A 24716-nucleotide genomic window follows, 5' to 3' on the forward strand; every position below is an offset into this window, starting at 1 on the left:
GCAATGACCATGCAGGGCGGTATCCAAATGCGGCAGGCCGGGACGGTGCTGCTGATCAGTCTGGTGTTCCTGTTGGTGCTGTCGCAGGTGGGGCTGTCCTCGATACAGGCTGCGGTCTCCCAGCAAAAAGTCGCGAGCAGCCTCTGGCATCGCAATCAATCGTTTCAATCTGCCGAAAGCGGCCTGAGGTTGGGGGAATCGGCCGTGCAAAAGGTTGGCCAGGCGATGCCTGTCTGCCACTCGATCACCCGTTGTGCGCCGCCTGCTGAAGCGTTTTCCTTGACGGCGGCCGGGACGAACCCTGTCTCGGCGATCACCTGGCTTGCCTTGAAGAATGGGTTTTATGGCATTCAATCCCTCGGCGAGGGTGAAGGGCTGGCTCATTTGCCGTCCCATTCCCTGGCCACGCTTTTTCGAGTCACTTCGGTCGGTCTCGCGGGGCAATCGCGCACGGTGCTGGAGACGGTCTATGCCCGTGTAGAGGAGGGCGGCCGCGTCAGGTTTCGACGGGTCTTATGGCGGCAACTTCAATAAGGAGCAATCGGATGGGCAAGGAGAGCCAGGGTTTTACCCTGATTGAGTTACTGATCGTCGTGGCGATCATCGCGTTGCTGGCCGGGATTGCGTATCCCGGGTACCTCAGCCAGGTGAAGAAGGCGTATCGGGCGCAGATCGTCGCGTTGTTGAGCGAACAGGCCCAGCAACTGGAGCGTTCTTATACGAGGAATGGCACTTTTATTGATGCAGGCGACGTCAGCGCGGGCAATGATCATTATAGAATCAGTGCCGTCCTCAACCCTCAGGATTTTGACCTGCTCGCCACACCCGCTGCGGACTCGGTCATGGCGAACGACGCGTGCGCAGCATTCAGCTTGACCAGCACCGGTATGCGCGGCAACCCGGGAGCAGGGCCTGAAATGTCGCCCAAGGTCTGCTGGGGGCAAGGATGAGCGTACTTGAAGCGTGGGCGCCGGGCGCGCCTTTCCCTGTTTATCGGCTGGATCAAATGATGGCTAAGCAACAGCAAGTGGTGATTGTCGGCGGCGGAGTAATCGGGCTGTTGACGGCGTACAACCTCGCCAGTGAGGGCCAGGCGGTCACGCTGCTGGAGCGCGGTGGGCTTGGGCAAGAGGCTTCCTGGGCGGGCGGTGGGATTGTCTCGCCGTTGTACCCGTGGCGCTATAGCCAGGCGGTCACTGCCTTGGCCCATTGGTCCCAGGATTTTTACCCTCAACTGGCGCAACGGCTATTTGCTGCTACCGGCGTCGATCCGGAGGTACATACCACGGGTTTGTATTGGCTCGACCTGGATGACGAAGCGCAAGCACTGGCCTGGGCTGCCCGTGAAGGGCGACCGTTGAGCAAGGTGGATGTATCGGCGGCCCATGACGCGGTGCCGGTGCTGGGGGGCGGCTACTCCCAGGCGATCTACATGGCCAACGTGGCCAATATTCGCAACCCGCGCCTGGTCAAATCATTGAAGGCGGCGCTGCTGGCGTTGCCGAACGTGACGATTCGCGAGCAATGCGATGTGTCGGGCTTTGTACTCGGCGGCGGCAGGGTGGTGGGTGTGAATACCGCTACGGGCCACGTTTTGGGGGATCACGTGGTGCTCGCGGCCGGCGCCTGGAGCGGGCAACTGCTGGATACGCTGGGCTTGGGGCTACCCGTGGAGCCGGTTAAAGGCCAGATGATCCTGTACAAATGCGCGTCCGATTTTTTATCCAGCATGGTCCTGGCCAAGGGGCGTTATGCGATCCCGCGGCGGGATGGGCACATCCTGATCGGCAGCACGTTGGAGTATGAGGGATTCGACAAGACGCCGACCGACACCGCGCTTGAAAGCCTCAAGGCATCTGCGCAGGAACTGATTCCCGCCTTGACGGACGCCGAAGTGGTCGGGCATTGGGCCGGTTTGCGGCCTGGCTCACCCGAAGGTATACCGTTTATCGGTGAGGTCCCTGGCTTCAGGGGGCTGTGGCTCAATTGCGGGCATTACCGCAATGGTCTGGTACTCGCACCGGCATCTTGCCAGTTGTTCACCGACTTGCTGCTGGCGCGGGCTCCGATCATCGATCCAGCGCCTTACGCCCCCGCAGGTCGCCTCAACGCTGGATAGACTTTGGCCCTTGTTCCAGGTGCGCCTGGGTGCAGTACCATTCCTGAGGTGAGCTCAGTGCGCGATCCTGCGGCAGGTGCACGCCACAGTGAGCGCAACGCACCATCAGGGCTGCATCCGGCTCGGCAGGCCGTTGCTGACGGGAGGCAGGGTTTTTGAATTTGCGCCAGAACCATACCGCGGCAGCAATGACGGCAATCCAGAACAGTAGACGAAGCATGATGGGCAGTTTCTCGCAAAGGAATGCGCCAGTTTAGCCAAGGTGGTCACGGGCGCACAGGGCAATAAATACTCGCTCATAAAAAAGGGAGCTCCTTCAGAGCTCCCTTTTGCGTTGCGTCGAACAATCAGTCGAACACACCGAAGGTCATGTAGCTGAACCACGAACGGTCCTGGTTGTCGCCCAGGGCTTGCGGCTCTTCTTCTTCGATCACATCGCCGTTCTCGTCGTGCGGCTTGAGCTCCGAAGGAATGGCGTCCTTGGCGTCCTGGTACTGCTTGATCACGTCCTGGTTGGCGCGGGTTTCACCCGGCGGCAGCGGTGGACGGGACTCGATCAGGCCCAGGGTGTACTTGCTCAGCCACGAACGGTTGTCCGCTTCGTCAACCTGAGGCACGAACTGGCCGTCTTTCAGGCTAGGGTGGTCAGGGTAGTTGAGCTTCAGGGTTTCCAGGCTGGTAGTCGCGAGGGTGTCCAGGTGCAGACGCTGGTAAGCCTCGGTCATCACGGCCAGGCCGTCACCCACGGACGGGGTTTCCTGGAAGTTTTCCACCACGTAGCGGCCACGGTTGGCTGCGGCCACATAAGCCTGACGGGTCAGGTAGTAGTGGGCCACGTGGATCTCGTACGAAGCCAGCAGGTTGCGCAGGTAGATCATGCGCTGCTTGGCGTCCGGCGCATAGCGGCTGTTGGGGTAGCGGCTGGTCAGCTGGGCGAACTCGTTATAGGAGTCGCGGGCAGCCCCCGGGTCGCGCTTGGTCATGTCCAGCGGCAGGAAGCGCGCCAGCAGGCCAACATCCTGGTCGAACGAGGTCAGGCCCTTCATGTAGTAGGCGTAATCCACGTTCGGGTGCTGCGGGTGCAGGCGGATGAAACGCTCGGCAGCGGACTTGGCAGCTTCCGGCTCGGCGTTCTTGTAGTTGGCGTAGATCAGCTCAAGCTGGGCCTGGTCGGCATAGCGGCCGAACGGGTAACGCGACTCCAATGCCTTCAGCTTCGCTGTGGCGCTGGTGAAGCTATTATTGTCCAAGTCTGTCTGAGCTTGCTGGTACAGCTCGACTTCGCTCAGGTTTTCGTCGACGACGTCCTTTGTTGACGAGCAAGCAGCAGTCATGGCGAGGATGGCGATCAGCAGCAGGTGTTTCACTTGCATGGCGGCTTGCGTCCCTATGACGGCCGCTGTCTTGGGCGGGGCCGTCCTGTTATGATGAGCGCCCCGTTGAAAGCCTCGGGGCAAAAGACGCCGTATTTAACCACAAGCGCGCAGCCGAAACCAAAGGCTACGCCACGCCTAGTCTGAGCATGTCCGATAAAATTGAACTTCGCGCAGAGGTGCCGTCCGAATTGGGCGGCCAACGCCTCGATCAAGTCGCCGCACAATTATTCGCTGAGCACTCGCGCTCGCGCCTTTCCGCCTGGATCAAAGACGGCCGCCTGACTGTGGATGGAGCGGTTATCCGCCCGCGAGACATAGTCCATGGCGGTGCGATTCTTGAGCTGACTGCCGAGCAGGAAGCCCAGGGAGAATGGGTTGCCCAGGACATCGAGCTGGATATCGTCTATGAAGACGACGACATCCTGGTCATCAACAAACCCGCGGGCCTGGTGGTTCACCCGGCCGCCGGGCACGCTGATGGCACCTTGCTCAATGCCCTGTTGCACCACGTGCCGGACATCATCAATGTGCCGCGCTGCGGCATCGTGCACCGTCTGGACAAGGACACCACCGGCCTTATGGTGGTAGCCAAGACCATTCAGGCGCAGACGCAACTGGTTACGCAATTGCAGAGCCGTAGCGTCAGCCGCATCTATGAGTGCATTGTGATCGGCGTCGTTGTGGCCGGTGGCAAAATCAACGCGCCCATTGGTCGTCACGGCCAGCAGCGCCAGCGTATGGCGGTGATGGAGGGCGGCAAGCAGGCCGTCAGCCACTACCGTGTGCTGGAGCGTTTCCGCTCCCACACCCATGTGCGGGTCAAGCTGGAAACCGGGCGTACCCACCAGATTCGCGTGCACATGGCGCACATCAACTTTCCGTTGGTCGGCGACCCAGCCTACGGTGGCCGCTTCCGTATTCCGCCGGCGGCCAGCCAGACCATGGTTGAGTCGCTCAAGACGTTCCCGCGCCAGGCACTGCATGCACGCTTCCTGGAACTGGATCATCCGACGAGCGGTAAGCGCATGAGCTGGGAATCGCCACTTCCAGACGATCTGGTCTGGCTGCTTTCGCTGCTCAAGCAGGATCGCGAGGCGTTTGTCGGATGAATGACTGGCTGATACCTGACTGGCCCGCGCCGGCCCGGGTAAAAGCCTGCGTCACCACCCGTGCGGGCGGCGTCAGCCTGGCGCCGTTCGACAGCCTCAACCTGGGCGATCATGTCGAGGACAGCCTTGAGGCCGTCCTTGAAAATCGTCGTCGCCTGAGTGACGCCTTCGATATCCAGCCTGCCTGGTTGCGTCAAGTCCATGGCACTCAGGTGGTTGAGGCCGATCCGGGCCGTACTGTCGAGGCAGACGGCAGTTGGACCAGCACCGCTGGCATCGCCTGCACATCCATGACCGCCGATTGCCTGCCTGCGCTGTTCTGTAATCGAGCGGGCACCCGCGTTGCTGCAGCCCATGCCGGTTGGCGTGGCTTGGCCGCTGGGGTGCTGGAGGCCGCGTTCGAAAGCCTGGATAGCGCTCCCGCAGACGTTCTGGTCTGGCTCGGCCCTGCCATTGGCCCGCAAGCCTTCGAAGTTGGCCCGGAGGTGCGTGAAGTGTTCATGCAGCAACTGCCGGCCACCGCTGAAGCCTTTGTTCCCAGCCACAACGCTGGCAAGTTCATGGCCGACATCTACCAGCTGGCGCGTCTGCGTCTGGGAGTGCGCGGTGTTTCCGCTGTGTATGGTGGCGGTTTGTGCACTGTGACCGACCCGCGTTTCTTTTCTTATCGCCGCAGCCCGCGTACGGGCCGATTCGCCTCCCTTATCTGGCTTGAACGCTAGACTGTCCTGATCTGTATCAACCGTCCGCCGCTTGAAACGCCCAGAATCCACCCCATCTATAAGGGTATCTGGCAGGTTTCTTCATTCAGGATGTGTTTGTTCATAGCTCCGGCCTGCTCAAAAGGAAGGTGACTAATGCGTATTGATCGTTTAACCAGCAAATTACAGTTGGCCTTGTCCGACTCTCAATCCTTGGCGGTGGGCCTCGACCACCCGGCCATTGAACCTGCGCACTTGATGCAGGCACTCCTGGAACAGCAGGGTGGTTCTATCAAACCCTTGCTGATGCAGGTGGGCTTTGACGTTAACAGCCTGCGCAAGGAGTTGAGCAAAGAGCTCGACCAACTGCCGAAAATCCAGAATCCCACCGGTGACGTGAATATGTCCCAGGATCTGGCGCGCCTGCTCAACCAGGCCGACCGCCTGGCCCAGCAGAAAGGTGACCAGTTCATCTCCAGCGAACTGGTGCTGCTCGCCGCCATGGACGACAACAGCAAGCTCGGCAAATTGTTGCTGGGCCAGGGCGTGAGCAAGAAAGCCCTGGAAAACGCCATCAACAACCTGCGTGGCGGCGAGGCGGTGAACGACCCTAACCATGAGGAGTCGCGCCAGGCCTTGGACAAATACACCGTAGACCTGACCAAGCGTGCCGAAGAAGGCAAGCTGGACCCGGTGATCGGCCGTGACGACGAGATTCGTCGCACCATCCAGGTGTTGCAACGTCGCACCAAGAACAACCCGGTGTTGATCGGTGAACCTGGCGTGGGTAAAACCGCGATTGCCGAGGGCTTGGCCCAGCGCATCATTAATGGTGAAGTGCCAGACGGCCTCAAAGGCAAGCGCCTGCTGTCTCTGGATATGGGCTCGCTGATTGCCGGTGCCAAGTTCCGGGGTGAGTTCGAAGAGCGCCTCAAATCCTTGCTTAACGAATTGTCGAAGCAGGAAGGGCAGATCATTCTGTTTATCGACGAATTGCACACCATGGTCGGTGCCGGTAAAGGCGAAGGCTCCATGGACGCCGGCAATATGCTCAAGCCTGCCTTGGCGCGGGGTGAGTTGCACTGCGTCGGTGCAACTACGCTTAACGAATACCGTCAGTACATCGAAAAGGACGCAGCCCTTGAGCGTCGCTTCCAGAAAGTTCTGGTGGAAGAACCCAGCGAAGAAGACACCATCGCGATCCTGCGTGGCCTGAAAGAGCGCTATGAGGTCCACCATAAGGTGGCTATTACCGACGGCGCGATCATCGCGGCGGCCAAGTTGAGCCATCGCTATATCACTGATCGTCAGTTGCCGGACAAGGCTATCGACCTGATCGACGAAGCGGCCAGCCGCATCCGTATGGAGATCGATTCCAAGCCGGAAGTGCTTGATCGCCTGGATCGGCGCCTGATTCAACTGAAAGTCGAATCCCAGGCGTTGAAGAAAGAAGAAGACGAAGCGGCCAAGAAGCGTCTGGAAAAACTCCAGGAAGAAATTGTTCGCCTGGAACGCGAGTATTCGGACCTCGAAGAAATCTGGACCTCGGAAAAAGCCGAAGTACAGGGTTCGGCGCAGATCCAGCAAAAGATCGAGCAGTCCCGTCAGGAACTGGAAGCGGCGCGCCGTAAAGGCGACCTGAACCGCATGGCCGAGTTGCAGTACGGGGTGATCCCGGACCTGGAGCGCAGCCTGCAGATGGTCGATCAGCACGGCAAGCCTGAGAACCAGTTGCTGCGCAGCAAGGTGACCGAGGAAGAAATTGCCGAAGTGGTCTCCAAGTGGACCGGTATTCCTGTGTCGAAGATGCTCGAAGGCGAGCGCGACAAGTTGCTGAAGATGGAAAGCCTGTTGCATCAGCGCGTCATCGGCCAGGAAGAGGCAGTGGTGGCGGTGTCCAACGCGGTACGGCGTTCCCGGGCAGGTTTGTCCGACCCGAACCGTCCAAGCGGCTCGTTCATGTTCCTCGGCCCAACCGGTGTGGGTAAGACCGAGTTGTGCAAGGCCCTGGCCGAGTTCCTCTTTGATACTGAAGAGGCCATGGTGCGGATCGATATGTCCGAATTCATGGAGAAACACTCGGTGGCTCGCCTTATCGGTGCACCGCCAGGCTATGTAGGCTATGAAGAGGGCGGTTATCTGACCGAAGCCGTGCGGCGCAAGCCTTACTCGGTGATCCTGCTGGATGAGGTCGAGAAGGCGCACCCGGATGTGTTCAACATCTTGCTGCAGGTGCTGGAGGATGGTCGCTTGACGGACAGCCACGGGCGTACGGTGGACTTCCGCAATACGGTGATCGTGATGACTTCCAACCTGGGCTCGGCACAGATCCAGGAATTGGTGGGTGATCGTGAAGCTCAGCGTGCGGCGGTGATGGACGCGTTGACCACGCACTTCCGTCCGGAATTCATCAACCGGGTCGATGAAGTGGTGATCTTCGAGCCTCTGGCGCGGGATCAGATCGCGGGCATCACCGAGATCCAGTTGGGCCGCCTGCGTAGCCGTCTGGCTGAGCGCGAGCTGGACCTTGAGCTGAGCGGCGAAGCGTTGGACAAGCTGATCGCGGTCGGTTACGACCCGGTGTATGGCGCACGGCCACTCAAACGTGCGATCCAGCGCTGGATCGAGAACCCACTGGCGCAGCTGATTCTGTCGGGCAGCTTTATGCCTGGCACCCGCGTCACGGCGACGGTGAAAGACGACGAAATCGTCTTCCATTAAGCCCTGCGCTTGGCGCAACCATAGAAGGCCCCGCATTGCGGGGCCTTTTTTTTCGATAGGGCGTTGAACTGTAAGGCAAAGGCTTGTAAAGTGCGCCCCGCAGCAACGTCAGCCCACGGGTTTCTTCTCCCCAAGAAGAAATCAGAAAGAAGCGCAAATCATTGTCTTAAAAGCAATTTAAAGGGTTGACAGGGGTTTTTAAGATTGTAGAATAGCGCGCCTCAGAGACGCTAACGTAGCGATACGGACAGGGTCGAAGAGGAAGCAACACAGCAGTAACTTTGAAATATGTAGTTCCGTGATAGCTCAGTCGGTAGAGCAAATGACTGTTAATCATTGGGTCCCAGGTTCGAGTCCTGGTCACGGAGCCAATTTCAAACCGGGGTATAGCGCAGTCCGGTAGCGCGCCTGCTTTGGGAGCAGGATGTCGGGAGTTCGAATCCCCCTACCCCGACCATATTTGGGTCGTTAGCTCAGTTGGTAGAGCAGTTGGCTTTTAACCAATTGGTCGTAGGTTCGAATCCCACACGACCCACCATTTTTGAGACCAGTTAACGCTGGAATCGAATCTTAAGATCAGAGGCCAAAAGCGCTGATCGAAGAAGGCGACTGAAAGGTCGCCTTTTTATTACCGGGGTATAGCGCAGTCCGGTAGCGCGCCTGCTTTGGGAGCAGGATGTCGGGAGTTCGAATCCCCCTACCCCGACCATATTAAAAATCCTCGTATCGAAAGATACGGGGATTTTTTTTGTGCGCGCGAATCCTGAATTCTCCGCAAAACAAATGTGGGAGCAAGCCCGCTCCCACATTTGCCAGGCCTCCTTCGAGACCAGGTTGTTAATGCAATTTAAGGCGTGGCTCGGTGCCGCGGCCGATCTTGCTGCCCAGCATCAGCATCGCCGTGCGGAAGAACCCATACAGCGCCATCTGGTGCATGCGGTACAGCGACACGTAGAACATCCGCGCCAGCCAGCCTTCCAGCATCACACTGCCCGTCAAATTGCCCATCAGGTTACCCACCGCGGAAAAGCGCGACAGCGAGATCAGCGAGCCGTAGTCGGTGTACGTGTAGGTCGGCAGCTCCTTGCCTTCAATCCGCAGCTTGAGCGATTTGGCCAGCAACGACGCCTGTTGGTGAGCCGCTTGGGCCCGTGGCGGCACATTGTGGTCGGTGCCCGGTTGCGGGCAGGCGGCGCAATCACCAAAGGCGAAGATATTTTCGTCGCGGGTGGTTTGCAGAGTTTGCAGGACTTGCAGTTGGTTGATGCGGTTGGTTTCCAGACCGTCGATGTCCTTGAGGAAACCGGGTGCGCGGATACCGGCCGCCCAGACCTTGAGGCTGGCCGGAATCACCTGGCCGCTGCTGGTGATCAAGGCATCGGCAGTTACTTCACTGACCGCCGAGTTGGTCAGTACCGTCACCCCTAGTTTTTCCAGGGTCTTGTGCACTGGCCCACCGATCCGCTCCGGCAGTGCAGGCAATACCCGCGGGCCGGCTTCGATCAGGGTGATGTGCATGTTTTCCGGCTTGATACGATCCAGGCCATAGGCGGCCAGTTCATGGGCGGCGTTATGCAGCTCGGCGGCCAGCTCGACCCCGGTGGCACCGGCACCCACGATGGCGACGCTAATCTGTTCAACGGCGTCGGTCTGCCCGGCATGGGCGCGCAGGTAGTGGTTGAGCAGTTGCTGATGGAAGCGCTCGGCCTGCTTGCGGGTATCGAGGAACAGGCAGTGTTGCGCTGCGCCCTCAGTGCCGAAGTCGTTGGTAGTGCTGCCTACCGCAATTACCAGGCTGTCATAGCCCAGCACGCGGGCAGGCACCAGTTCGCGGCCTTCTTCGTCGAGGGTGGCGGCCAGCTGGATTTTCTTCTGCTCACGGTCAAGCCCGCTCATGCGCCCCAGCTGGAACTCGAAGTGGTTCCATTTCGCCTGGGCAACATAGTTGAGTTCGTCTTCAGATGAGTTCAGTGAGCCGGCCGCGACTTCGTGCAGTAACGGCTTCCAGATGTGGGTCAGGTTAGTGTCGACCAGCGTGATGCTGGCCTTGCCACGCTTGCCCAGGGTCTTACCCAGGCGGGTAGCCAACTCCAGGCCGCCGGCACCGCCGCCGACGATAATAATACGATGGGTCATGGGGATATCTCGCAAGGCTAAAAGAAATCGGAGCAGTTACCCTCGCGAGCGCCAGGCGGCTCATAGCGTCAGGTAACTCAATAGGCGGCTCAGCGCACCGAGCCCGATTACCACGACCAACACCACGCAGAGGAGCAGCCACGGCCGGAAAGGCTTGCGCTCGACTCTGTGCTGGGAAAGTCGCAGGTACTCTTCGACACGCTCTTGGTCATCGGGTTTCAGGCGGCTGGTCATAAAGGCCTCGTCAGGTAGACGTTGCAAAGGGGCGCCACGTTACAGCCAGGGGCATCAAAGGCTGATGCCGACATCAAACACTATGCTGCGGCCAAGGTTGTTGCGCAAGAAATCCGGTGCGTCCGGGTGCGCGAACAACACCCGGGCGAAGGTTGGACCCACCAGTGACAGCGAGCGCCAGCCCTGGCGCAGGTATTCGGTCGGCGGCGGAAAATGGCTGTTGAGGTCCAGTACTTCGCGCTTGAGGCTGGTAAACGCAATAAGGTCCAGCTCCCCCAAGTCCATCCCGCGTTCTTTATAGTTGTGGGCTTTTTTACGCAGTGTGGGGGCCAGGCGCAGGAGGAATTCATGGGCGGGGATTCGCCGTGGCTTGGCTTCGCGCCGTACCAGTTGGCTCAAGGAGAAAGCACTGCGCCTGCGCAGCAACTCATCGCGCCACTCGTCGTTCAGGCGGCGGCCCTCATCCAACACAAAAAAGACCTCGAAGCTGGCGTCGCGAAACAACACGTCGGGCGGCTCCTGGCCCGCTGCGTGGAATTCTTCGACACGGTAGGGCACATTCAAGCCTTGTAACAGGCGCTGGCAGACCCAACGCTCACGCTCCCACTTGCGGGCATTGGACAGAAACGCATTGGCTTGTTCGGCTGCTACGGTGAGCAGGCGCAAATAATCTGAGTCATCCATAGTCGCAGCTTAGCGTTCAAATGATGACCACAGGAAGTCTTGCCTTAAAACCCGGGTGTAGAATGCTTGCGTGAAACAGGCCCAGGGACGAGGTGTGTGATGAGGTTTTTGGTAAAGGCAGAGCATCCGTGATCAGTGCAGCGGTTCTGGCACCCCAGACGCTCGGCCTCGGCTGGCTGGTGTATGCGCCCGTGTTGATGTGGGCGATGCTGCGCTCGCCATGGGTGGAGTTGTTTGCCGACCGTCGGCGCCAGCACTTGCTGTTCGGCACGGTGTTCGCGCTGTTCATGCTGTGGCTCGTGCGACGGGATTTCGATACCGGCGTGTCCTACCACTTTATCGGCATGACCGCCGTGACCTTGCTGCTGGATTGGCCGCTGGCAATCGTCGGTGGCTTTGCCGCCCAGCTTGGCTTGATGCTGTTGGGGCGCCAGGATCTGGCCGCGCTTGGCGTCAATGGCCTGCTGCTGATCGTGCTGCCGGTGCTGGTTACCGAAGGGTGCGCGCTGTTTGTAGAGCGGGCGCAGCCGCGAAACCCCTTTGTGTATATCTTCTGTTCGGGCTTTTTTGCTGCCGCCCTCTCGGCATTGCTATGCCTGTTGGCCGGCTTGGGCTTGTTGTGGTTCGACGGTCTTTTTGCGATGCCTGAGTGGTTGGAAGATTTTGTCGGTTACCTGTGGCTGATCATCTTTCCCGAAGCCTTTATCAACGGCATGGTCATCAGCGCGCTGGTGGTGTTTTGCCCGGAATGGCTGGAGACGTTCAACCGCACTCGCTACCTCTCGGCGCCGTGGAAGGACGACGATTCGCGGCGTTGATCCAGGTCAAATGCCAGGCCGCGGCGCGGGTCCATGCTCTGCAAAATTTTCAGGAGCACGGACAATGAGTGTGTACGAGTGGGCACGGCAGGAGTTGCGCAGAAGCCAGGATGCAGCGCAGGAAATCGGTTTTGACCCCGGGTTGACCTTGCGCGCCATGCTCAGTGCGGTGGTGCAGCAAAGCAAGGGGGTACGCAGTTTTGAAGACCTGGCCGACGAGTTGCAATACCTTGCAGAAAACCTCGACGACCAGCAGGATTATGCCTTTATGCGGCCTTAGTGGCGCGGCGGCAGGTCTTCGGAAAACAGTTCATCTTCGGCGTCAGGGGCCACGGGAATCTTGTGTTCTTCAGCGGCCCAGGCGCCCAGGTCGATAAGCTTGCAACGGTCCGAGCAGAACGGTCGGTTGAGGTTGGTCGCTTTCCATTCCACGGGTGCACCGCAGGTTGGGCAGTCGACGGTCAAGGGTTGGCTCATGATCGGCCTCCACGCAAAGTAAGGTAAAAGTGGTGCAGTCGCTCGACCTCGCCGTGCAGCCAGGCGAGGTCCTTATCGTTGACCAGCACGTCATCGGCATGGTTCAGGCGGTCTTCGCGGCTGGACTGGGCCTTGAGAATCGCCTGCACCTGTTGTTCGCTGATGCCGTCGCGCTGCAGGGTACGCTGAATCTGCAGCGATTGCGGCACGTCGATCACCAGGATGCGCTGGGTCATGCTGTACTGTCCGGACTCGATCAGCAGCGGCGACACCAGGATCGCGTAGGGCGATCGGGCGCGTGCCAGGTGGCTGCGAATTTCCTCGGCGATCAGCGGGTGCAGCAAGGCTTCCAGCCACAGGCGCTCTTGTGGGATCTCAAAGATCAGTTTGCGCAGCGCGGCACGGTCCAGCTGGCCGTCGGGTTGCAGCACGCTGGCGCCGAAATGTTCGGCGATGCGTGCCAGGGCAGGGCGGCCAGGCTCGACCACCCAGCGCGCGGCATGATCGGCATCCACCAGGTCGATGCCCAGCTTGATAAAGTGCTCGGCCGCAGCGCTTTTGCCGCTGCCAATGCCGCCCGTGAGCCCAAGAATCCAGGGTGTTGCAACAGAAGTGGTCATCTGAAACCGACAGACTGCAAATAGAAGTCGGTTATTTGACCACCCCAGAGCAATGCAATCCAGCCGGCAATTGCCAGGCAGGGGCCAAACGGCATTGGCGCTGACACCTGGGCCTTACGCAAATGCAGCAGGATCAGCCCGGCAAATACGCCCAGCAGCGAGGCCATCAGCAGGGTCATCGGCAGAATCTGCCAGCCGCCCCAGGCTCCCAGCAAGGCCAATAACTTGAAGTCGCCATGGCCCATGCCGTCTTTGCCGGTGGCCAGCTTGAACAGCCAGAACAGGCACCACAAGCTCATGTAGCCGATGACCGCGCCCCACAGTGCATCGGGCAGTGGCGTCAGCAGGTCAGCACTGTTGAGGATCAGCCCCAGCCATAGCAGCGGCAGCACCAGCACATCCGGCAGCAGTTGGTGATCCAGATCAATCAGGCTCATGCCCAGCAAGCCCCAACTCAACAGCATCACCGCGCCGGCTTGCCAGCCGAAGCCGAAGTGCCAGGCGACAGCGGTTGAGATCAGCGCGCACGCGAGTTCGGTGAGGGGGTAACGCAGGCCGATAGGGTCGCGGCAGTGGGCACAACGCCCGCGGAGCAGCAGGTAGCTGAGCACCGGGATATTTTCCCAAGGCCGAATCGGTTGATTGCAGTGCGGGCAGCAGGAGTTCGGGTGCATCAGGTTATAGGCCGGCCCACCGGGCTCGGCTGGCAAGTCGAGAATCTCATGGGCCTGGGCACGCCATTCCCGCTCGAGCATTTTGGGCAGGCGCCACGCCAGCACATTGAGGAAGCTGCCGACGATCAGGCCCAACACCAGCGCCATGCCAACAAACGCCCAGGGATGTTCGCTCAGCAGCAGGCTCAAAACGCCGTCCCCAATTGAAACACCGGCAGGTACATGGCGACTACCAGCGCGCCGACAATCCCCCCCAATACGACCATGATCAGCGGCTCCATCAGGCTGGTGAGGTTGTCGACCAAGGTATCCACGTCTGACTCGTAGTGGTTCGCGACTTTTTCCAGCATGCGGTCCAGGGTGCCGGACTCCTCCCCGATTGCGGTCATCTGGATCGCCATGCCTGGGAACAGGCCGCTGTTATGCATCGATTGATTCAACTGCATGCCTGTGGATACATCGTGGCGCATACGTTCGATTGCCTGTTTGAAGGGGCCATTGCCGACGGCGCCGGCCACCGAACCCAATGCCTGTACCAGAGGGACGCCCGCCGCAAAGGTGGTGGAAAGTGTGCGAGCGTAGCGAGCAACCGCAGATTTGTGCAGCAGTTTGCCTGCCACGGGTACTTTCAACAAACCTGCCGCCAACCAATGGCGAAAGCCCGGGTAAGTTCGATAGGCGTGATGCCCAGCGACCATTATGGCGCCCACGGCCAGCGCCAGCATCCACCACGCGTGTTGCAACAGTTCCGACAGTGCAATGACCGCCAGGGTAAACCCGGGCAATTGGCCGTTGACCCCGGCGAACAAGTTCTGGAACTGCGGCACAACGTGAATCAACAGGACTGTGCTCACCCCTGTGGCAATTACCAGTACCGCGACAGGGTAGGTCATGGCTTTCTTGATCCTGGTTTTGAGCCGTTGGCTTTTTTCCAGATGAATCGCCACGCGCTCGAGCAAGGTTTCCAGGGCGCCGGCTATTTCGCCAGCTGCTACCAGATTGCAATACAACTCATCGAAGTAGCGGGGATATTGACGCAGGGCAGCGGCCAAGGGGTGGCCGCTGGCAATGTGCTGTTTCAACGCCTTCACCAGTTCGCGCAGCTGTAGGTTTTCGACGCCTTCGCTGATGATGTCGAAGGCTTGCAGCAGCGGGATGCCGGCTTTGAGCAAGGTGGCTAACTGGCGAGTGAACAGGGCAATATCTGCGGGCGTTATTCGCGTCTTGAAGATGTGTAAACCGCAAGATTTCTTGCGCACACGCTCAGGGCAGATCCCTTGCTGGCGCAGTTGTACCTTGATCAGCGCAAGGTTATGCCCGGCGATTTGCCCGGAAACCCGGCGGCCTTTGCGGTTGATGCCTTCCCAGGCATAGATTGTTGGAGTGTCGTTCATGTGAGGTTGGCGCACCCAGGTCGTGAAGAGTTTATAGCTTAGTCAGGTGGCGAATTCGGGCAGGCTGGCGCTTGGCGATAAAATGTCAGATTGTGCGTCTTGCAGGCGAACGGCTGCGTGGGGATGAGTACACTGGCGCCGTTGCACACTACGGGGCGCAGGATGCGCCTTGTCATGGTTCTATTCTGGAGAGTGAAAGAGATGCGTCAAAAAGGTTTTACCTTGATCGAATTATTGATCGTCGTGGCAATCATCGGCATTTTGGCCACCATCGGTCTGCCCATGTACACCAAGCACCAGGCCAAGGCCAAGTTCACGGCGGGGTTGGCTGAAATCAGCGCGCTAAAGGCCGGCTACGAGGACGCCATCAACCAGGGCACCGTGCCAACCCTGGCCCTCATCGGGGGCACAAGCCCTACCGCCAACTGCACCATCGAAGTGACAGGCGATGTGGCCTCGGGCGCAGGCTCCATCCGTTGTGAAATCTTGGACGCGCCCGCGCCCGTGCTCGGCAAGACCATCGCCTTGACCCGCAGCGCCACCACCGGCTGGAGCTGTGCCACCACGGTAGAGCCGCAGTACGCTGCCAAGGGCTGCGGCGCCAACGGCGCGTGACAGTCGCCGGGCGGTGAGCGAGTTGGTTGCTGCATGCCCAATGCAGTGCTAGCTTTAGCCCACCGCCCGTGTAGCTCAGCCGGTAGAGCAGCGCACTCGTAACGCGAAGGTCGCAGGTTCGATTCCTGTCTCGGGCACCACAGGCACCACTGTTTCAACGGCAATGTTTTCAGATGATCCCAGAATGGTTCTGAAGGCCAGGTGAGCCGGGCATTTGCCCCCGCTCTTTTGTATCTGCGCAACCTTGAAGACCCAGATGCATTCCCATTCCTCGATCTAAGAGAACGACATGACCACGACTGAGATGACCCAGGAAGCACGGCACGAACAAGCGCTCAAGCATTACCTTGAAGCGACGCCGCAGCTTAAAGAAGAGATCAAGGACCTGAGTGCCGACGATCAGCGCGACCAGATTCAGTGGGCATTCGAAGATGAGGCCGAGAGTCAGGGCTACCAGCCTTGGGAGTTGACCCTCAAGTACACCTCGACGCCGGAAGAGTTCGAAGCCGCGCGGTTGGCCTTGCACAAAGAGGCGGCCGAGGTGCTGGGTGTCGATTGGGACGAGTACTGCGAGATGAATAATCTGGTGGTCTAGGCACGGCGGGCTTGTTGTGGCGAGGGAGCTTGCTCCCGCTGGGCTGCGAAGCAGCCCCAAATTGGATAATCGAAATACATCAGGTGTACGTCGATGAACGGTTTGGGAGCGCTGCGCACTCCAGCGGGAGCAAGCTCCCTCGCCACAATCGCCCGGCCCTGCATGGTTTCTCAGATGCTCAGGCGCATCGACAGATCCACCGCCTTCACATCCTTGGTCATCGCGCCGATGGAGATGTAGTCCACGCCGGTTTCAGCGATAGGCAGCAAGGTGGTTTCATTGATCCCGCCGCTGGCTTCCAGCTTGGCCTTGCCTGCGTTCAGGCGCACGGCTTCGCGCATGTCTTCCAGGCTCAGTTCATCCAGCATGATGATGTCGGCACCCGCCGCCAGGGCCTCGCGTAATTCCTCCAGGCTTTCCACTTCGATTTCCACCGGCTTGCCCGGGGCAATCTTGTGGGCGGCGGTGATCGCTTGGGCAATACCACCGCAGGCGGCGATGTGGTTTTCCTTGATCAGGAACGCGTCATACAGCCCGATACGGTGGTTGTGGCAACCGCCGCAGGTCACCGCATATTTCTGCGCTAAACGCAGGCCGGGCAATGTCTTGCGGGTGTCCAGCAGCTTGACCTGGGTGCTGGCGACAAAGTCCGCCAAAAATTGCGCACGGGTGGCAACCCCTGACAGCAATTGCAGAAAATTCAACGCGCTACGTTCACCACTGAGCAGCGAGCGGGCCGGGCCCTCAAGGTGGAACAACGCCTGGTTGGGGCTCACCCGTTCACCATCAGCCACCTGCCAGTGCACAGCAACCCGTGGGTCCAGTTGACGAAACACCGCATCCACCCACGCCGTGCCGGCGATAACAGCCGCCTCACGGGTAATGATCGTGGCCTTGGCCAGCCGTTCGGCCGGGATCAACTGCGCGGTGATGTCGCCACTGCCGATGTCTTCCAGCAGTGCGCGGCGCACGTTGGCTTCGATTTCGGCGGTGAGGTCGGCAAGACGGAGGTTCGGCATAACAGGCTCCACAAACAAAGTGCCTCGATTATAGGGCCAGCGTGCGTTCTAACCCAGGCTAGCCACTCATTTACCGCACAAAGTCAGAGTGTGCTGGCGCAACTGCCCTCGTTTGCAAGATAATCTCGCGCCTTGCAATTGGCGTCATAGCTTTGACGTCCTGGTGGTGATCGGGTGTTTGCAGTGCCTGCCGGGCCTGCGCTCCGTCTCTCCACCGCTCAAAACCGCCGTTTCAGGAGGCCAGGATGCACAATGACGGGAAGGTGGTGCCTATCAACAGGGCACAGGCCACGCCATCGCCGCTCGCGCGCCTGCCGGTGGTGTTGCTGCAGGTGCGTGACAAGGCTGCGCAACAGCTGCAGCAAGGCTTGCAGGAACTGTTCGATAACGCCGACGACACCCTGTTCGAAATGGCCGAAAAGGCCCGTAGCACCGTCGACCATCATATTTTTTTCGAGGCCATGCGCGACCTGCGCCTCAAGCGCAAGAACTTCGAGCGCGTGTTCATGGAGCAGCTGTTTGTGGCGTTCGCCAACCTGGGCCAGGCCCGGTGCAGCGGTGCACACCTGGTGCCGCTGGTGTCTTATGAGGCGGCACCCGGCACCAGCGCGGATGACGTGGAAAAAGCCGTGGCTCTGGAGGCGATGCTCGGTCGGGTGCGGCATCGTGATGGCTTGGCCCTGGGGCAGTTGGACGCACGCTTGAGTGAACTGCTCGGCAGGCGCCTGGAGGACCCTGAAAACCCCTTGGGCCCTGCGCGGCTTTGTGAGTTTTTCCTGCAAGCAGGGCGCAGCCTGGGGGTGGAGATTCGCGTCAAGCTGGTCATGCTCAAGCTGTTTGAGAAATACGTGCTCAGTGATGCCGACCTGTTGTATGGCGAGGCCAACCAATTGCTGATCGCCACCGGCGTATTGCCGCAACTCAAGACGGTCCCGTCCCGTCGAGCTGGCGGGCGCGAGGCCCGGGAGCACCAGCATTACACCAGCCAAGCGATGGTCGCCCCGCCGCTGGATAAAAGCGGCCAGCAAGCGTTCAGTGCCTTGCAAAAGTTACTGGTAGCCGTGCGTGGCAGCGTGGCCCCGACCCTTGAAGCCAGTGCCGAGCCGCAGCCGATTGCCACCCGCGATCTGCTACGGCTGTTGTCGCATTTGCAGCAATATGTCCCGGAGCCCGGTGGCGAGGACGATTTCGACCTGCGCAACCAGCTGGAACAGTTGCTGACCCGGGGCAGCGTCAAAAGCGGCAAGTCGAGGGTGTTAGAAGAGGCAGACGAAGATGTGACCAATCTGGTCGCCATGCTGTTTGAGTTCATGTTCGATGACAGCGGTGTGCCGGACGCTTTCAAGGCGCTGATCGCTCGCTTGCAGATCCCGCTGCTGAAAGTGGCGGTGCTGGACAAGAGCCTGTTCAGTTGCGCAGAGCATCCGGCGCGGCGCTTGCTCAATGACATCGCGAGTGCCGTCATCGGCTGGAGCCCGCCCTATGACCACCCACGGGACAACCTCTATCTGTGTATCGAGCAACTCGTACAGCGTGTGCTGAATGAGTTCGTCGAAGACCCGGCGATTTTCTCCCAGTTGCTCACCACGTTCAGCGCATTCATAGCCCAGGAGCGCAAGCGCAGCGAGCGACTTGAGCGACATACCCGTGACGCCGAGCAAGAGCGCCTGCAGGTCGAGGTGGCGCGCCAGCGTGTGGCGCACGTGCTCAATCGGCGGCTCGTGGGCAAAACCTTGCCGCCATCGGTGCTGCAATTTGTGCAGCAGGCCTGGAGCCAGGTGTTGTTAGTGGCCGTTCTCAAGCACGGTGAACAATCGCTGCAGTGGCAGGCGGCGCTGCGCACCGTGGATGAATTGATCTGGAGCGTCGGCCTGCGTGAAGACACCGAAGCGGGCCGGCGTTTGCTCGAGCAATTACCCGGGCTGCTCAAGGCCTTGCGTGACGGGTTGGCCGGTGCGGCCTTCGATCCTTTCAGTACCCGCGAGTTCTTCCTGCGGTTGCAGGCCATGCATGTTCAGCCGCTCGACGACGAGGTGCTGGTTGAAGTCCGTGAGCCTTTTATCCTGGGGGCTGGCCCGCCGGGTGCCGACGAACCACTGCCCCATGATGACCCCGACCTGCTCAAAGCCAAGCAGTTGCGAGCCGGTACCTGGGTAGCGCTGCAGCAAAATGAAGCCGGTACCCTGCGCTGCAAATTGACCGCCATCATGCCGCCCGCCGATACCTATGTTTTTGTCAGCCGCGCCGGCCTCAAGGTGTTGGAGAAAAGCGCGGGCCAGTTAGCGCTGGCGTTCAAGCAGGGCGTCCTGCACGCCTTGGATGATGGCCCGCTGTTCGAGCGTGCGCTGGCAGCGGTGGTGGACAACCTGCGGCAACTCAATCGCGGCAAGTGATCGCAACCGCAGGGTGGAACGCGGCATACTGGTCACACCTCTTATCATTCAAGGAGCCTGTATGCAGTTGGACCCCGCCAGCGGTTGGTGCCAGGGCATTCGTCATTGCCCTTCGCCCAACTTCAACGAGCGCCCTGAAGGCGAAATCTCGCTGTTGGTGGTGCATAACATCAGTTTGCCCCCGGCGCAGTTCAACACCGGCAAGGTGCAGGAGTTTTTCCAGAACCGTCTGGATATCTCAGAACATCCCTATTTTGAAGGGATTGCGAGCCTACGAGTGTCTGCGCATTTTCTGATTGAACGTGACGGCACTGTGACGCAATTTGTTTCGTGCCGCGACCGTGCCTGGCATGCCGGTATTTCCGTCTTTGAAGGGCGCGAGGTCTGCAACGATTTTTCTCTGGGAATCGAGCTGGAAGGCACGGATGACCTACCGTTTACCAATGCCCAGTATGCGGCGTTGATCGACCTGACACGCCAACTGCTGGCCGCATACCCAGATATCACCCGCCAACGTATTTGTGGTCACAGCGACATCGCTCCGGGGCGCAAGACCGACCCGGGCCCCGCTTTTGATTGGGCGCGCTTTCGCAGCGCCCTGCAGGATGGAGGACACGAACGATGAGTTTCCTGGTGTTGGTGCTGGCCGTGTGGATCGAGAAATTCTCGGCCTTGCGCCTGCGGTTGCAGCGCGACGGTGGATGGCTGCGTGAGCTGGCCAAGCTGGAATCGAGCCCGCGCATGGGCAAGCGCCCCTGGTTGATCCTGCTGATATTGGTGCTGCTGCCGGTGGCATTGCTGGCATTGTTGTTGCTGGTCCTGGAGCCGGTGGCCTATGGCCTGTTGGCATTGCCGGTGCACTTGCTGGTCGTGATCTACAGCTTGGGCCGTGGCGATCTATTGGCGGGGCTGGGGCCGTTTCGCGATGCCTGGCGGCGCGGTGACCTGCAAGCGGCCGAGCATGTGGCCGAACGCGACCTCAAACTTGGTGCCGACAGTGGCGAGCAATTGCTGGAGCGCGTCCAGGGCTACCTGCTGTGGCAGGCGTATCAAAGCTTTTTCGCGGTGATTTTCTGGTATTTCCTGCTGGGCCCGGTGGCCGCCCTGGCCTACCGCCTGTTGGCGCTGGCCAGCGAAAACAGCCAGAACCCGTTGGTGGCCGAGCGCGCCACGCAACTGCGCCACGCGTTTGACTGGTTGCCGGTACGCCTGCTGGCGGCCAGCTTTGCCTTGGTGGGTAATTTCGTCGGGGTCAGCCGTGTGATGCTCCACGAACTGTTGAGCTGGGACATCAGCGCGGCACAGTTGGTGGAAAGAGTCGGCCTGGCCGCCGCGGAAATTCCTGCGCCCGTGGTGGGGGCCGATGGCATCAACAGCCTGGATCGCTTGTGGGAACTGCTGCTGCGTGCGGCGGTGCTGTGGTATGCCGGGTTTGCGATCTGGACGGTGTTGCCCTGATGGTAGGAGCGAGCTTGCTCGCGAAAAACGTCAACGATAACGCGTGCTTCCTGAATAAACGCGGCGTCTGTGAGTCTTTCGCGAGCAAGCTCGCTCCTACATGGCGTTAGGGCTTTCCCCTTGCCACATTTGGCCTCCAGACACGCCGTTAACCTTACGTTACAAAACTCCCTTTCGAATTGAGCTATACAGATAGAGCGCCAAATAGTGGCTATCTGCCGCCGCCCTGCGCCTCAATAAAAATAAAAGAAGGGGAGGTCACCTGTGAAGAGCTTGCTCTATCCCGCCGTCGCGCTGATGAACCGCCTGAGTTTCGGCATGAAGTTCAGCCTGATCAGCGTGCTGTTCCTGCTGCCGATGCTGGCGACCAACTATTACCTGGTGCGCGACTCGTGGCGTGAATACCAGGGCACCCGGGTCGAACTGCAGAGTCTCGACCTGCTCGGCAGCAGCCTGGCGTTGCGCCGCGATCTGGAAACCCTCAACAACCAGGTAGAGATCAATGCCACCCTCGGCCAGTCCGGTAAAGCGGCAGACCTGGAGACCAGGATCAGCGCCTTGGAAGCGAGTGTAGTGGGGCGCTTGCAAGGCTTGCGCGCCATCGCGACCCAGCCCGAGCAAGTTGCCGTCTTCGACAGTAAGCGCGATGAGCTGATCGCTGCGTTCAAGGCCCAGCAACAGGAAACTTCGTTGCTCAACAAAGCGGCGTTGATCGGCAAGTTACTCAACCAGGCCCAGATGTTCAGCCAGATCATTGCCAGCCAAGCCGGCTTGAGCCGTGATCCGCAAAGTGATCTGCGCCAGCTCAGCGACCTGGTCACCACCGTCACCCCTCAAGTCACCCAGGCCTTGGGCGAAGGCCGTGCGATGGGCGCGTACTCCCTGGGGCAGGGCTTTATCAATTCATCCTCCAGCACCCGTTTTGACGAACTGCTGCAGCAGCTGGAAAAACTCCACGGGGAATATGGCTTGAAGCTGCAGGACGCGTTGGGCGCCAGCCAGGCCGCGCATGCAGCCCTCGACGTTTCGGCGCAAGCCAGCCGGGCCAGCCTCAAGCAAGGCAGCGAGTTTTTTGAAGAGCAGGTGGTGATGGCCGAGACCCTCGATACGTCTTGGCAGGGTTTTTATGACGGCGTCAGCCAGTTGATGGCCAAGACCTATCAATTGGATGACGCCACCCTGGCATTCCTCGGGCAGCAGTTGCAGCAACGCCTGGCGCAAAACCGCCTGCACATGGTGTTGCTGGTCACGGCCCTGGCGGCGGTGTTTGCGTTGATTTTCTATCTCTATGCCGGTTTTTTTGTCTCCACTCGCACCACCTTGCGCCGCCTGGGGGCGATGATGGACAAAGTGGCGGCAGGTGACATGACGGTCACCTTCGTTGCTCAAAGCCGCGACGAGCTGGGCGACTTGGGCCAGGTGTTCAATGGCACCGTGGCCAAGATTCATGACCTGATCGAACGTGTTGGGCATACGGTCAGCCAGGTGGAGCTGCAGGCCGGCCAGGTGCAGGCGGTGTCGGCACAGAGTAACCAGGCGGTGTCCGGCCAGCGCAGCCAGATCGAACAAGTGGCGACCGCGATGAACCAGATGTCCGCCACTGCCCAAGAGGTGGCGCGCAGCGCGGCGGCGGCGGTCAGTAGTGCCCAGAGCGTCAATGATGAAACGGTCACCGGGCGTGCGCTGGTGCAATCCCAGCAAGGCGGCATCGCCCGCCTGGCGGCGGAGATTGACGAATCGGTGCGGGTGATCAACCAACTGGCTGCCGACAGCCAGTCCATCAGCAGCGTCCTGGAAGTGATCAAGAGCATTGCCGAGCAGACCAACCTGCTGGCGCTCAACGCGGCCATCGAAGCCGCGCGCGCCGGTGACCAAGGGCGTGGTTTTGCGGTGGTGGCCGACGAGGTGCGCACCCTGGCTCGGCGCACCCAGCACTCCACCGAGGAAATCGAGCAGATGATCAGCCGCTTGCACAGCGGCGTGGGCGCGGCGGTGAAGGCCATGGGCAGCAGCCATGAAATGGCGAATGGCACGGTGGGGCAGTCGGAAAAAGTCCAGCAAGCCTTGGAAAATATCCTGGGGGCAGTTGGGATGATCGTCGATCAGAACCAGCAAATCGCCGCCGCCGTGGAGCAGCAAACGGCGGTCGCCCACGACATCGACCAGAACATTGTCGAAATCAACCGTGCTGGCGAGCATGCAGCGCAAGGCGCCCAGCACACGGAAGCGGCCAGTCGACAACTGGCAACCCAGGTGGTTGAGTTGAAGCAATTGATTGGTGCGTTTCGGGTGTAGGGAGGTTCTGAAGGGCGGAGCCACGGGCCCTGTGGCCCATGTCTTGATTTACCGATGCGTCTTTTATCGGGGCGTGAATAGGTGAAAATTTATTTCATCCGTCACGGTCACGAGGGGACAAAACGATGGCCGCCGCAATCGGTATCAGGGGGCACTGCGCCCAGTGCAACATGACGTTTGAACTCAAGCCTTGGCAACTGAACGCCATCGCCATCGATGTGCCGTTTGACTGTATGTATTGCCACTGCGGGTTGCAGTTGGGCTGCGTCAAGCAGTTGCGCCAATTCAGGGCCCTGGACCAATGGGCGCTGGTGCGGCCGAGCATGATCATGCTGACGTGCGCGACCTTGCTGGTGGCCTTGGTCGCCGAGTGGCTGGGGCTGCTCAGTGTCATCGCGCAGTTCAACATTTCACTGGTCGCGGTGTTGATCCATTTGCTGGTGGTGCGCTACGCCCGTCATCGCCAGACAATGACCTTGAACTTGCAGGCCATCAGTGCGCTACCAGTTGAACAGCTCGCACGCATTGCGTGTGCTCGCCTCAGCCAGCAATAGAGGGCTGATACCCATGCGCTCGGCCAGGGCCGTGCAGATGTCTGGCAGGTGCTGCGGGCTATTGCGCTGGTTGGGGTACATGGCCGGGGCCATATCCGGCGAGTCGGTCTCCAGCACCACGGCGTCGAGGGGCAATTGGGCCAGTACCCGGTGCATGCGCAGGGCCTGGGGCCAGGTGGCAGCGCCACCCAGGCCCAGTTTGAACCCGAGCTTGATGTACTCGCGTGCCTCTTCAACGCTGCCGGCGAACGCATGGATGATGCCGCCTCTGGGCAGGCGGATACGCTTTAAGGTGGCAATTACCGCGGCGTGGCTGCGGCGAACGTGGAGCAGGGCCGGCAGCTGGAAATCCACCGCGAGTTTCAGCTGGGTTTCAAATAGCGGTTGCTGGCGCTCGTGGTCCAACTGTTCAAGAAAGTAATCCAGGCCAATTTCGCCCACGGCGCACAGTTGCCGGTGGCCATGCAGGCGCGTCAACCAGTCGCCCAGCTCCAGCAGGTCGGCGGGGCGATGCTCATCGAGATACACCGGGTGCAAGCCGAAGGCGGCGAACAAGCCTTCGTCCTGTTGCACCAAGTCCCATAGCCGCTGCCAATTTTTCTGGTACACCCCCAGCACCACCAGGCGCCGCACGCCGAGGTCACGGCTGTGGGCGAGGACGTGCGTGCGATCCTGGTCGAAGTCCTCGAAGTCCAGGTGCGTGTGGGTGTCGATCAGCTCCACG

Annotated in this window: 26 protein-coding genes and 5 tRNA genes; 20 read left to right on the forward strand and 11 right to left on the reverse strand. The window is 60.1% G+C overall.

Annotation, left to right across the window (positions count from 1 at the left end):
* Positions 1–3: 3 nt before the first annotated feature.
* The 3 genes from JFT58_RS13720 to thiO are packed head-to-tail and all read left to right on the forward strand — an operon-like array spanning position 4 to position 2119.
* Complete coding sequence (locus JFT58_RS13720) at positions 4–534, forward strand: pilus assembly PilX family protein (RefSeq protein ID WP_034128054.1); 531 nt, start codon at positions 4–6, stop codon at positions 532–534.
* An 11-nt stretch (positions 535–545) separates the two neighbouring features.
* Positions 546–950 (forward strand): type IV pilin protein, encoded by a 405-nt coding sequence (locus JFT58_RS13725; protein WP_054896885.1) that lies wholly within the window; start codon positions 546–548, stop codon positions 948–950.
* Between the two features lie 59 nt (positions 951–1009).
* The gene (gene thiO, locus JFT58_RS13730; protein WP_054896886.1) at positions 1010–2119 is read left to right on the forward strand and encodes a glycine oxidase ThiO; all 1110 of its coding nucleotides are present in this window, start codon (positions 1010–1012) and stop codon (positions 2117–2119) included.
* Here the strand turns inward: thiO and JFT58_RS13735 are convergent.
* Both JFT58_RS13735 and JFT58_RS13740 read right to left on the reverse strand, forming a co-directional pair.
* The gene (locus JFT58_RS13735) at positions 2106–2339 is read right to left on the reverse strand and encodes a PP0621 family protein (protein ID WP_054896887.1); all 234 of its coding nucleotides are present in this window, start codon (positions 2337–2339) and stop codon (positions 2106–2108) included. The two genes, thiO and JFT58_RS13735, sit on opposite strands and share 14 nt — an antisense overlap.
* A 127-nt stretch (positions 2340–2466) precedes the next feature.
* Entirely contained in the window at positions 2467–3492 is a 1026-nt protein-coding gene (locus JFT58_RS13740; protein ID WP_034128050.1) for an outer membrane protein assembly factor BamD, read from the reverse strand.
* A gap of 149 nt (positions 3493–3641) precedes the next feature.
* Here JFT58_RS13740 and rluD point away from each other — a divergent pair, with 149 nt between their 5' ends.
* The 7 genes from rluD to JFT58_RS13775 all read left to right on the forward strand — a co-directional run bounded on the left by rluD (position 3642) and on the right by JFT58_RS13775 (position 8735).
* Positions 3642–4604: a 23S rRNA pseudouridine(1911/1915/1917) synthase RluD gene (rluD, locus tag JFT58_RS13745; protein ID WP_003188422.1), complete on the forward strand. Its 963-nt coding sequence runs from the start codon at positions 3642–3644 to the stop codon at positions 4602–4604.
* Positions 4601–5326, forward strand: coding sequence for a peptidoglycan editing factor PgeF (gene pgeF / locus JFT58_RS13750; RefSeq protein WP_034128049.1), 726 nt, complete (start codon positions 4601–4603; stop codon positions 5324–5326). The genes rluD and pgeF overlap by 4 nt, the downstream gene beginning before the upstream one ends.
* Before the next feature lie 135 nt (positions 5327–5461).
* Positions 5462–8026, forward strand: coding sequence for an ATP-dependent chaperone ClpB (gene clpB, locus JFT58_RS13755; RefSeq protein ID WP_003188426.1), 2565 nt, complete (start codon positions 5462–5464; stop codon positions 8024–8026).
* Between the two features lie 295 nt (positions 8027–8321).
* Positions 8322–8397, forward strand: a tRNA-Asn gene (locus tag JFT58_RS13760).
* Between the two features lie 9 nt (positions 8398–8406).
* Positions 8407–8483 (forward strand) — tRNA-Pro (locus JFT58_RS13765).
* Between the two features lie 5 nt (positions 8484–8488).
* Positions 8489–8564: transfer RNA gene (locus JFT58_RS13770), tRNA-Lys, on the forward strand.
* Between the two features lie 94 nt (positions 8565–8658).
* Positions 8659–8735 (forward strand) — tRNA-Pro (locus tag JFT58_RS13775).
* Positions 8736–8863: 128 nt separating this feature from the next.
* On the opposite strand, the gene JFT58_RS13780 is transcribed toward JFT58_RS13775, so the two are convergent.
* The 3 genes from JFT58_RS13780 to JFT58_RS13790 are packed head-to-tail and all read right to left on the reverse strand — an operon-like array spanning position 8864 to position 11080.
* Positions 8864–10162 (reverse strand): NAD(P)/FAD-dependent oxidoreductase, encoded by a 1299-nt coding sequence (locus tag JFT58_RS13780; protein ID WP_054896888.1) that lies wholly within the window; start codon positions 10160–10162, stop codon positions 8864–8866.
* A 60-nt stretch (positions 10163–10222) separates the two neighbouring features.
* Positions 10223–10396, reverse strand: a complete 174-nt coding sequence (locus JFT58_RS13785; RefSeq protein WP_034126248.1) for a DUF3094 family protein — start codon at positions 10394–10396, stop codon at positions 10223–10225.
* A gap of 54 nt (positions 10397–10450) precedes the next feature.
* Positions 10451–11080 (reverse strand): DUF1780 domain-containing protein, encoded by a 630-nt coding sequence (locus JFT58_RS13790; RefSeq protein WP_003188431.1) that lies wholly within the window; start codon positions 11078–11080, stop codon positions 10451–10453.
* A gap of 128 nt (positions 11081–11208) precedes the next feature.
* On the opposite strand from JFT58_RS13790, the gene JFT58_RS13795 reads away from it, so the two are divergent.
* Both JFT58_RS13795 and JFT58_RS13800 read left to right on the forward strand, forming a co-directional pair.
* Positions 11209–11898: an energy-coupling factor ABC transporter permease gene (locus JFT58_RS13795; RefSeq protein ID WP_038448869.1), complete on the forward strand. Its 690-nt coding sequence runs from the start codon at positions 11209–11211 to the stop codon at positions 11896–11898.
* 64 nt (positions 11899–11962) lie between these two features.
* The gene (locus JFT58_RS13800) at positions 11963–12178 is read left to right on the forward strand and encodes a hypothetical protein (RefSeq protein WP_034126250.1); all 216 of its coding nucleotides are present in this window, start codon (positions 11963–11965) and stop codon (positions 12176–12178) included.
* On the opposite strand, the gene yacG is transcribed toward JFT58_RS13800, so the two are convergent.
* The 4 genes from yacG to JFT58_RS13820 are packed head-to-tail and all read right to left on the reverse strand — an operon-like array spanning position 12175 to position 15063.
* The gene (gene yacG, locus JFT58_RS13805; RefSeq protein WP_003188437.1) at positions 12175–12375 is read right to left on the reverse strand and encodes a DNA gyrase inhibitor YacG; all 201 of its coding nucleotides are present in this window, start codon (positions 12373–12375) and stop codon (positions 12175–12177) included. The two genes, JFT58_RS13800 and yacG, sit on opposite strands and share 4 nt — an antisense overlap.
* Positions 12372–12995, reverse strand: a complete 624-nt coding sequence (gene coaE, locus JFT58_RS13810; protein WP_054896889.1) for a dephospho-CoA kinase — start codon at positions 12993–12995, stop codon at positions 12372–12374. Before coaE ends, yacG begins: the two co-directional genes overlap by 4 nt.
* Positions 12992–13858, reverse strand: coding sequence for a prepilin peptidase (locus JFT58_RS13815; protein ID WP_198834394.1), 867 nt, complete (start codon positions 13856–13858; stop codon positions 12992–12994). The genes coaE and JFT58_RS13815 overlap by 4 nt, the downstream gene beginning before the upstream one ends.
* Complete coding sequence (locus tag JFT58_RS13820; RefSeq protein WP_054896891.1) at positions 13855–15063, reverse strand: type II secretion system F family protein; 1209 nt, start codon at positions 15061–15063, stop codon at positions 13855–13857. Before JFT58_RS13820 ends, JFT58_RS13815 begins: the two co-directional genes overlap by 4 nt.
* A 201-nt stretch (positions 15064–15264) precedes the next feature.
* Between JFT58_RS13820 and JFT58_RS13825 the strand changes: the two genes are divergently transcribed.
* From JFT58_RS13825 to JFT58_RS13835, 3 genes are all read left to right on the forward strand, one after another.
* On the forward strand, positions 15265–15678 hold the full coding sequence (locus tag JFT58_RS13825; RefSeq protein WP_054896892.1) for a pilin: 414 nt from the start codon (positions 15265–15267) through the stop codon (positions 15676–15678).
* Between the two features lie 64 nt (positions 15679–15742).
* Positions 15743–15818, forward strand: a tRNA-Thr gene (locus JFT58_RS13830).
* 149 nt (positions 15819–15967) lie between these two features.
* A complete protein-coding gene (locus JFT58_RS13835) occupies positions 15968–16273 on the forward strand; it encodes a DUF6388 family protein (protein WP_034126255.1) in 306 nt (101 codons plus the stop codon).
* Between the two features lie 170 nt (positions 16274–16443).
* Here JFT58_RS13835 and nadC read toward each other — a convergent pair whose 3' ends face one another.
* A complete protein-coding gene (gene nadC, locus JFT58_RS13840; RefSeq protein ID WP_034126256.1) occupies positions 16444–17292 on the reverse strand; it encodes a carboxylating nicotinate-nucleotide diphosphorylase in 849 nt (282 codons plus the stop codon).
* Between the two features lie 245 nt (positions 17293–17537).
* Between nadC and JFT58_RS13845 the strand changes: the two genes are divergently transcribed.
* The 5 genes from JFT58_RS13845 (at position 17538) to JFT58_RS13865 (ending at position 23992) form a co-directional block, all read left to right on the forward strand.
* Positions 17538–19685, forward strand: coding sequence for a DUF1631 domain-containing protein (locus JFT58_RS13845; RefSeq protein WP_054896893.1), 2148 nt, complete (start codon positions 17538–17540; stop codon positions 19683–19685).
* Positions 19686–19746: 61 nt separating this feature from the next.
* Entirely contained in the window at positions 19747–20310 is a 564-nt protein-coding gene (gene ampD / locus JFT58_RS13850; protein WP_054896894.1) for a 1,6-anhydro-N-acetylmuramyl-L-alanine amidase AmpD, read from the forward strand.
* On the forward strand, positions 20307–21143 hold the full coding sequence (ampE, locus tag JFT58_RS13855) for a regulatory signaling modulator protein AmpE (RefSeq protein ID WP_034126259.1): 837 nt from the start codon (positions 20307–20309) through the stop codon (positions 21141–21143). Before ampD ends, ampE begins: the two co-directional genes overlap by 4 nt.
* A 1590-nt stretch (positions 21144–22733) precedes the next feature.
* Positions 22734–23438, forward strand: coding sequence for a methyl-accepting chemotaxis protein (locus tag JFT58_RS30765; protein WP_371264140.1), 705 nt, complete (start codon positions 22734–22736; stop codon positions 23436–23438).
* A 125-nt stretch (positions 23439–23563) separates the two neighbouring features.
* The gene (locus JFT58_RS13865) at positions 23564–23992 is read left to right on the forward strand and encodes a hypothetical protein (protein WP_054896896.1); all 429 of its coding nucleotides are present in this window, start codon (positions 23564–23566) and stop codon (positions 23990–23992) included.
* Here JFT58_RS13865 and JFT58_RS13870 read toward each other — a convergent pair.
* Positions 23939–24715, reverse strand: a complete 777-nt coding sequence (locus JFT58_RS13870; protein WP_034126262.1) for a TatD family hydrolase — start codon at positions 24713–24715, stop codon at positions 23939–23941. The two genes, JFT58_RS13865 and JFT58_RS13870, sit on opposite strands and share 54 nt — an antisense overlap.
* Between the last annotated feature and the right edge of the window lies 1 nt (position 24716).

The sequence above is a fragment of the Pseudomonas sp. MF6767 genome (assembly GCF_016405475.1).
In the GTDB taxonomy this organism is placed as follows: Bacteria; Pseudomonadota; Gammaproteobacteria; order Pseudomonadales; family Pseudomonadaceae; genus Aquipseudomonas; species Aquipseudomonas paracarnis.

Coding starts and splice junctions, on each gene's coding strand:
- JFT58_RS13720 (WP_034128054.1), top strand. CDS start 4: ATGACCATGCAGGGCGGTATCCAAATGCGGCAGGCCGGGACGGTGCTG.
- JFT58_RS13725 (WP_054896885.1), top strand. CDS start 546: ATGGGCAAGGAGAGCCAGGGTTTTACCCTGATTGAGTTACTGATCGTC.
- thiO (WP_054896886.1), top strand. CDS start 1,010: ATGGCTAAGCAACAGCAAGTGGTGATTGTCGGCGGCGGAGTAATCGGG.
- JFT58_RS13735 (WP_054896887.1), bottom strand. CDS start 2,339: ATGCTTCGTCTACTGTTCTGGATTGCCGTCATTGCTGCCGCGGTATGG.
- JFT58_RS13740 (WP_034128050.1), bottom strand. CDS start 3,492: ATGCAAGTGAAACACCTGCTGCTGATCGCCATCCTCGCCATGACTGCT.
- rluD (WP_003188422.1), top strand. CDS start 3,642: ATGTCCGATAAAATTGAACTTCGCGCAGAGGTGCCGTCCGAATTGGGC.
- pgeF (WP_034128049.1), top strand. CDS start 4,601: ATGAATGACTGGCTGATACCTGACTGGCCCGCGCCGGCCCGGGTAAAA.
- clpB (WP_003188426.1), top strand. CDS start 5,462: ATGCGTATTGATCGTTTAACCAGCAAATTACAGTTGGCCTTGTCCGAC.
- JFT58_RS13780 (WP_054896888.1), bottom strand. CDS start 10,162: ATGACCCATCGTATTATTATCGTCGGCGGCGGTGCCGGCGGCCTGGAG.
- JFT58_RS13785 (WP_034126248.1), bottom strand. CDS start 10,396: ATGACCAGCCGCCTGAAACCCGATGACCAAGAGCGTGTCGAAGAGTAC.
- JFT58_RS13790 (WP_003188431.1), bottom strand. CDS start 11,080: ATGGATGACTCAGATTATTTGCGCCTGCTCACCGTAGCAGCCGAACAA.
- JFT58_RS13800 (WP_034126250.1), top strand. CDS start 11,963: ATGAGTGTGTACGAGTGGGCACGGCAGGAGTTGCGCAGAAGCCAGGAT.
- yacG (WP_003188437.1), bottom strand. CDS start 12,375: ATGAGCCAACCCTTGACCGTCGACTGCCCAACCTGCGGTGCACCCGTG.
- coaE (WP_054896889.1), bottom strand. CDS start 12,995: ATGACCACTTCTGTTGCAACACCCTGGATTCTTGGGCTCACGGGCGGC.
- JFT58_RS13820 (WP_054896891.1), bottom strand. CDS start 15,063: ATGAACGACACTCCAACAATCTATGCCTGGGAAGGCATCAACCGCAAA.
- JFT58_RS13825 (WP_054896892.1), top strand. CDS start 15,265: ATGCGTCAAAAAGGTTTTACCTTGATCGAATTATTGATCGTCGTGGCA.
- JFT58_RS13835 (WP_034126255.1), top strand. CDS start 15,968: ATGACCACGACTGAGATGACCCAGGAAGCACGGCACGAACAAGCGCTC.
- nadC (WP_034126256.1), bottom strand. CDS start 17,292: ATGCCGAACCTCCGTCTTGCCGACCTCACCGCCGAAATCGAAGCCAAC.
- JFT58_RS13845 (WP_054896893.1), top strand. CDS start 17,538: ATGCACAATGACGGGAAGGTGGTGCCTATCAACAGGGCACAGGCCACG.
- ampD (WP_054896894.1), top strand. CDS start 19,747: ATGCAGTTGGACCCCGCCAGCGGTTGGTGCCAGGGCATTCGTCATTGC.
- ampE (WP_034126259.1), top strand. CDS start 20,307: ATGAGTTTCCTGGTGTTGGTGCTGGCCGTGTGGATCGAGAAATTCTCG.
- JFT58_RS30765 (WP_371264140.1), top strand. CDS start 22,734: ATGTCCGCCACTGCCCAAGAGGTGGCGCGCAGCGCGGCGGCGGCGGTC.
- JFT58_RS13865 (WP_054896896.1), top strand. CDS start 23,564: ATGGCCGCCGCAATCGGTATCAGGGGGCACTGCGCCCAGTGCAACATG.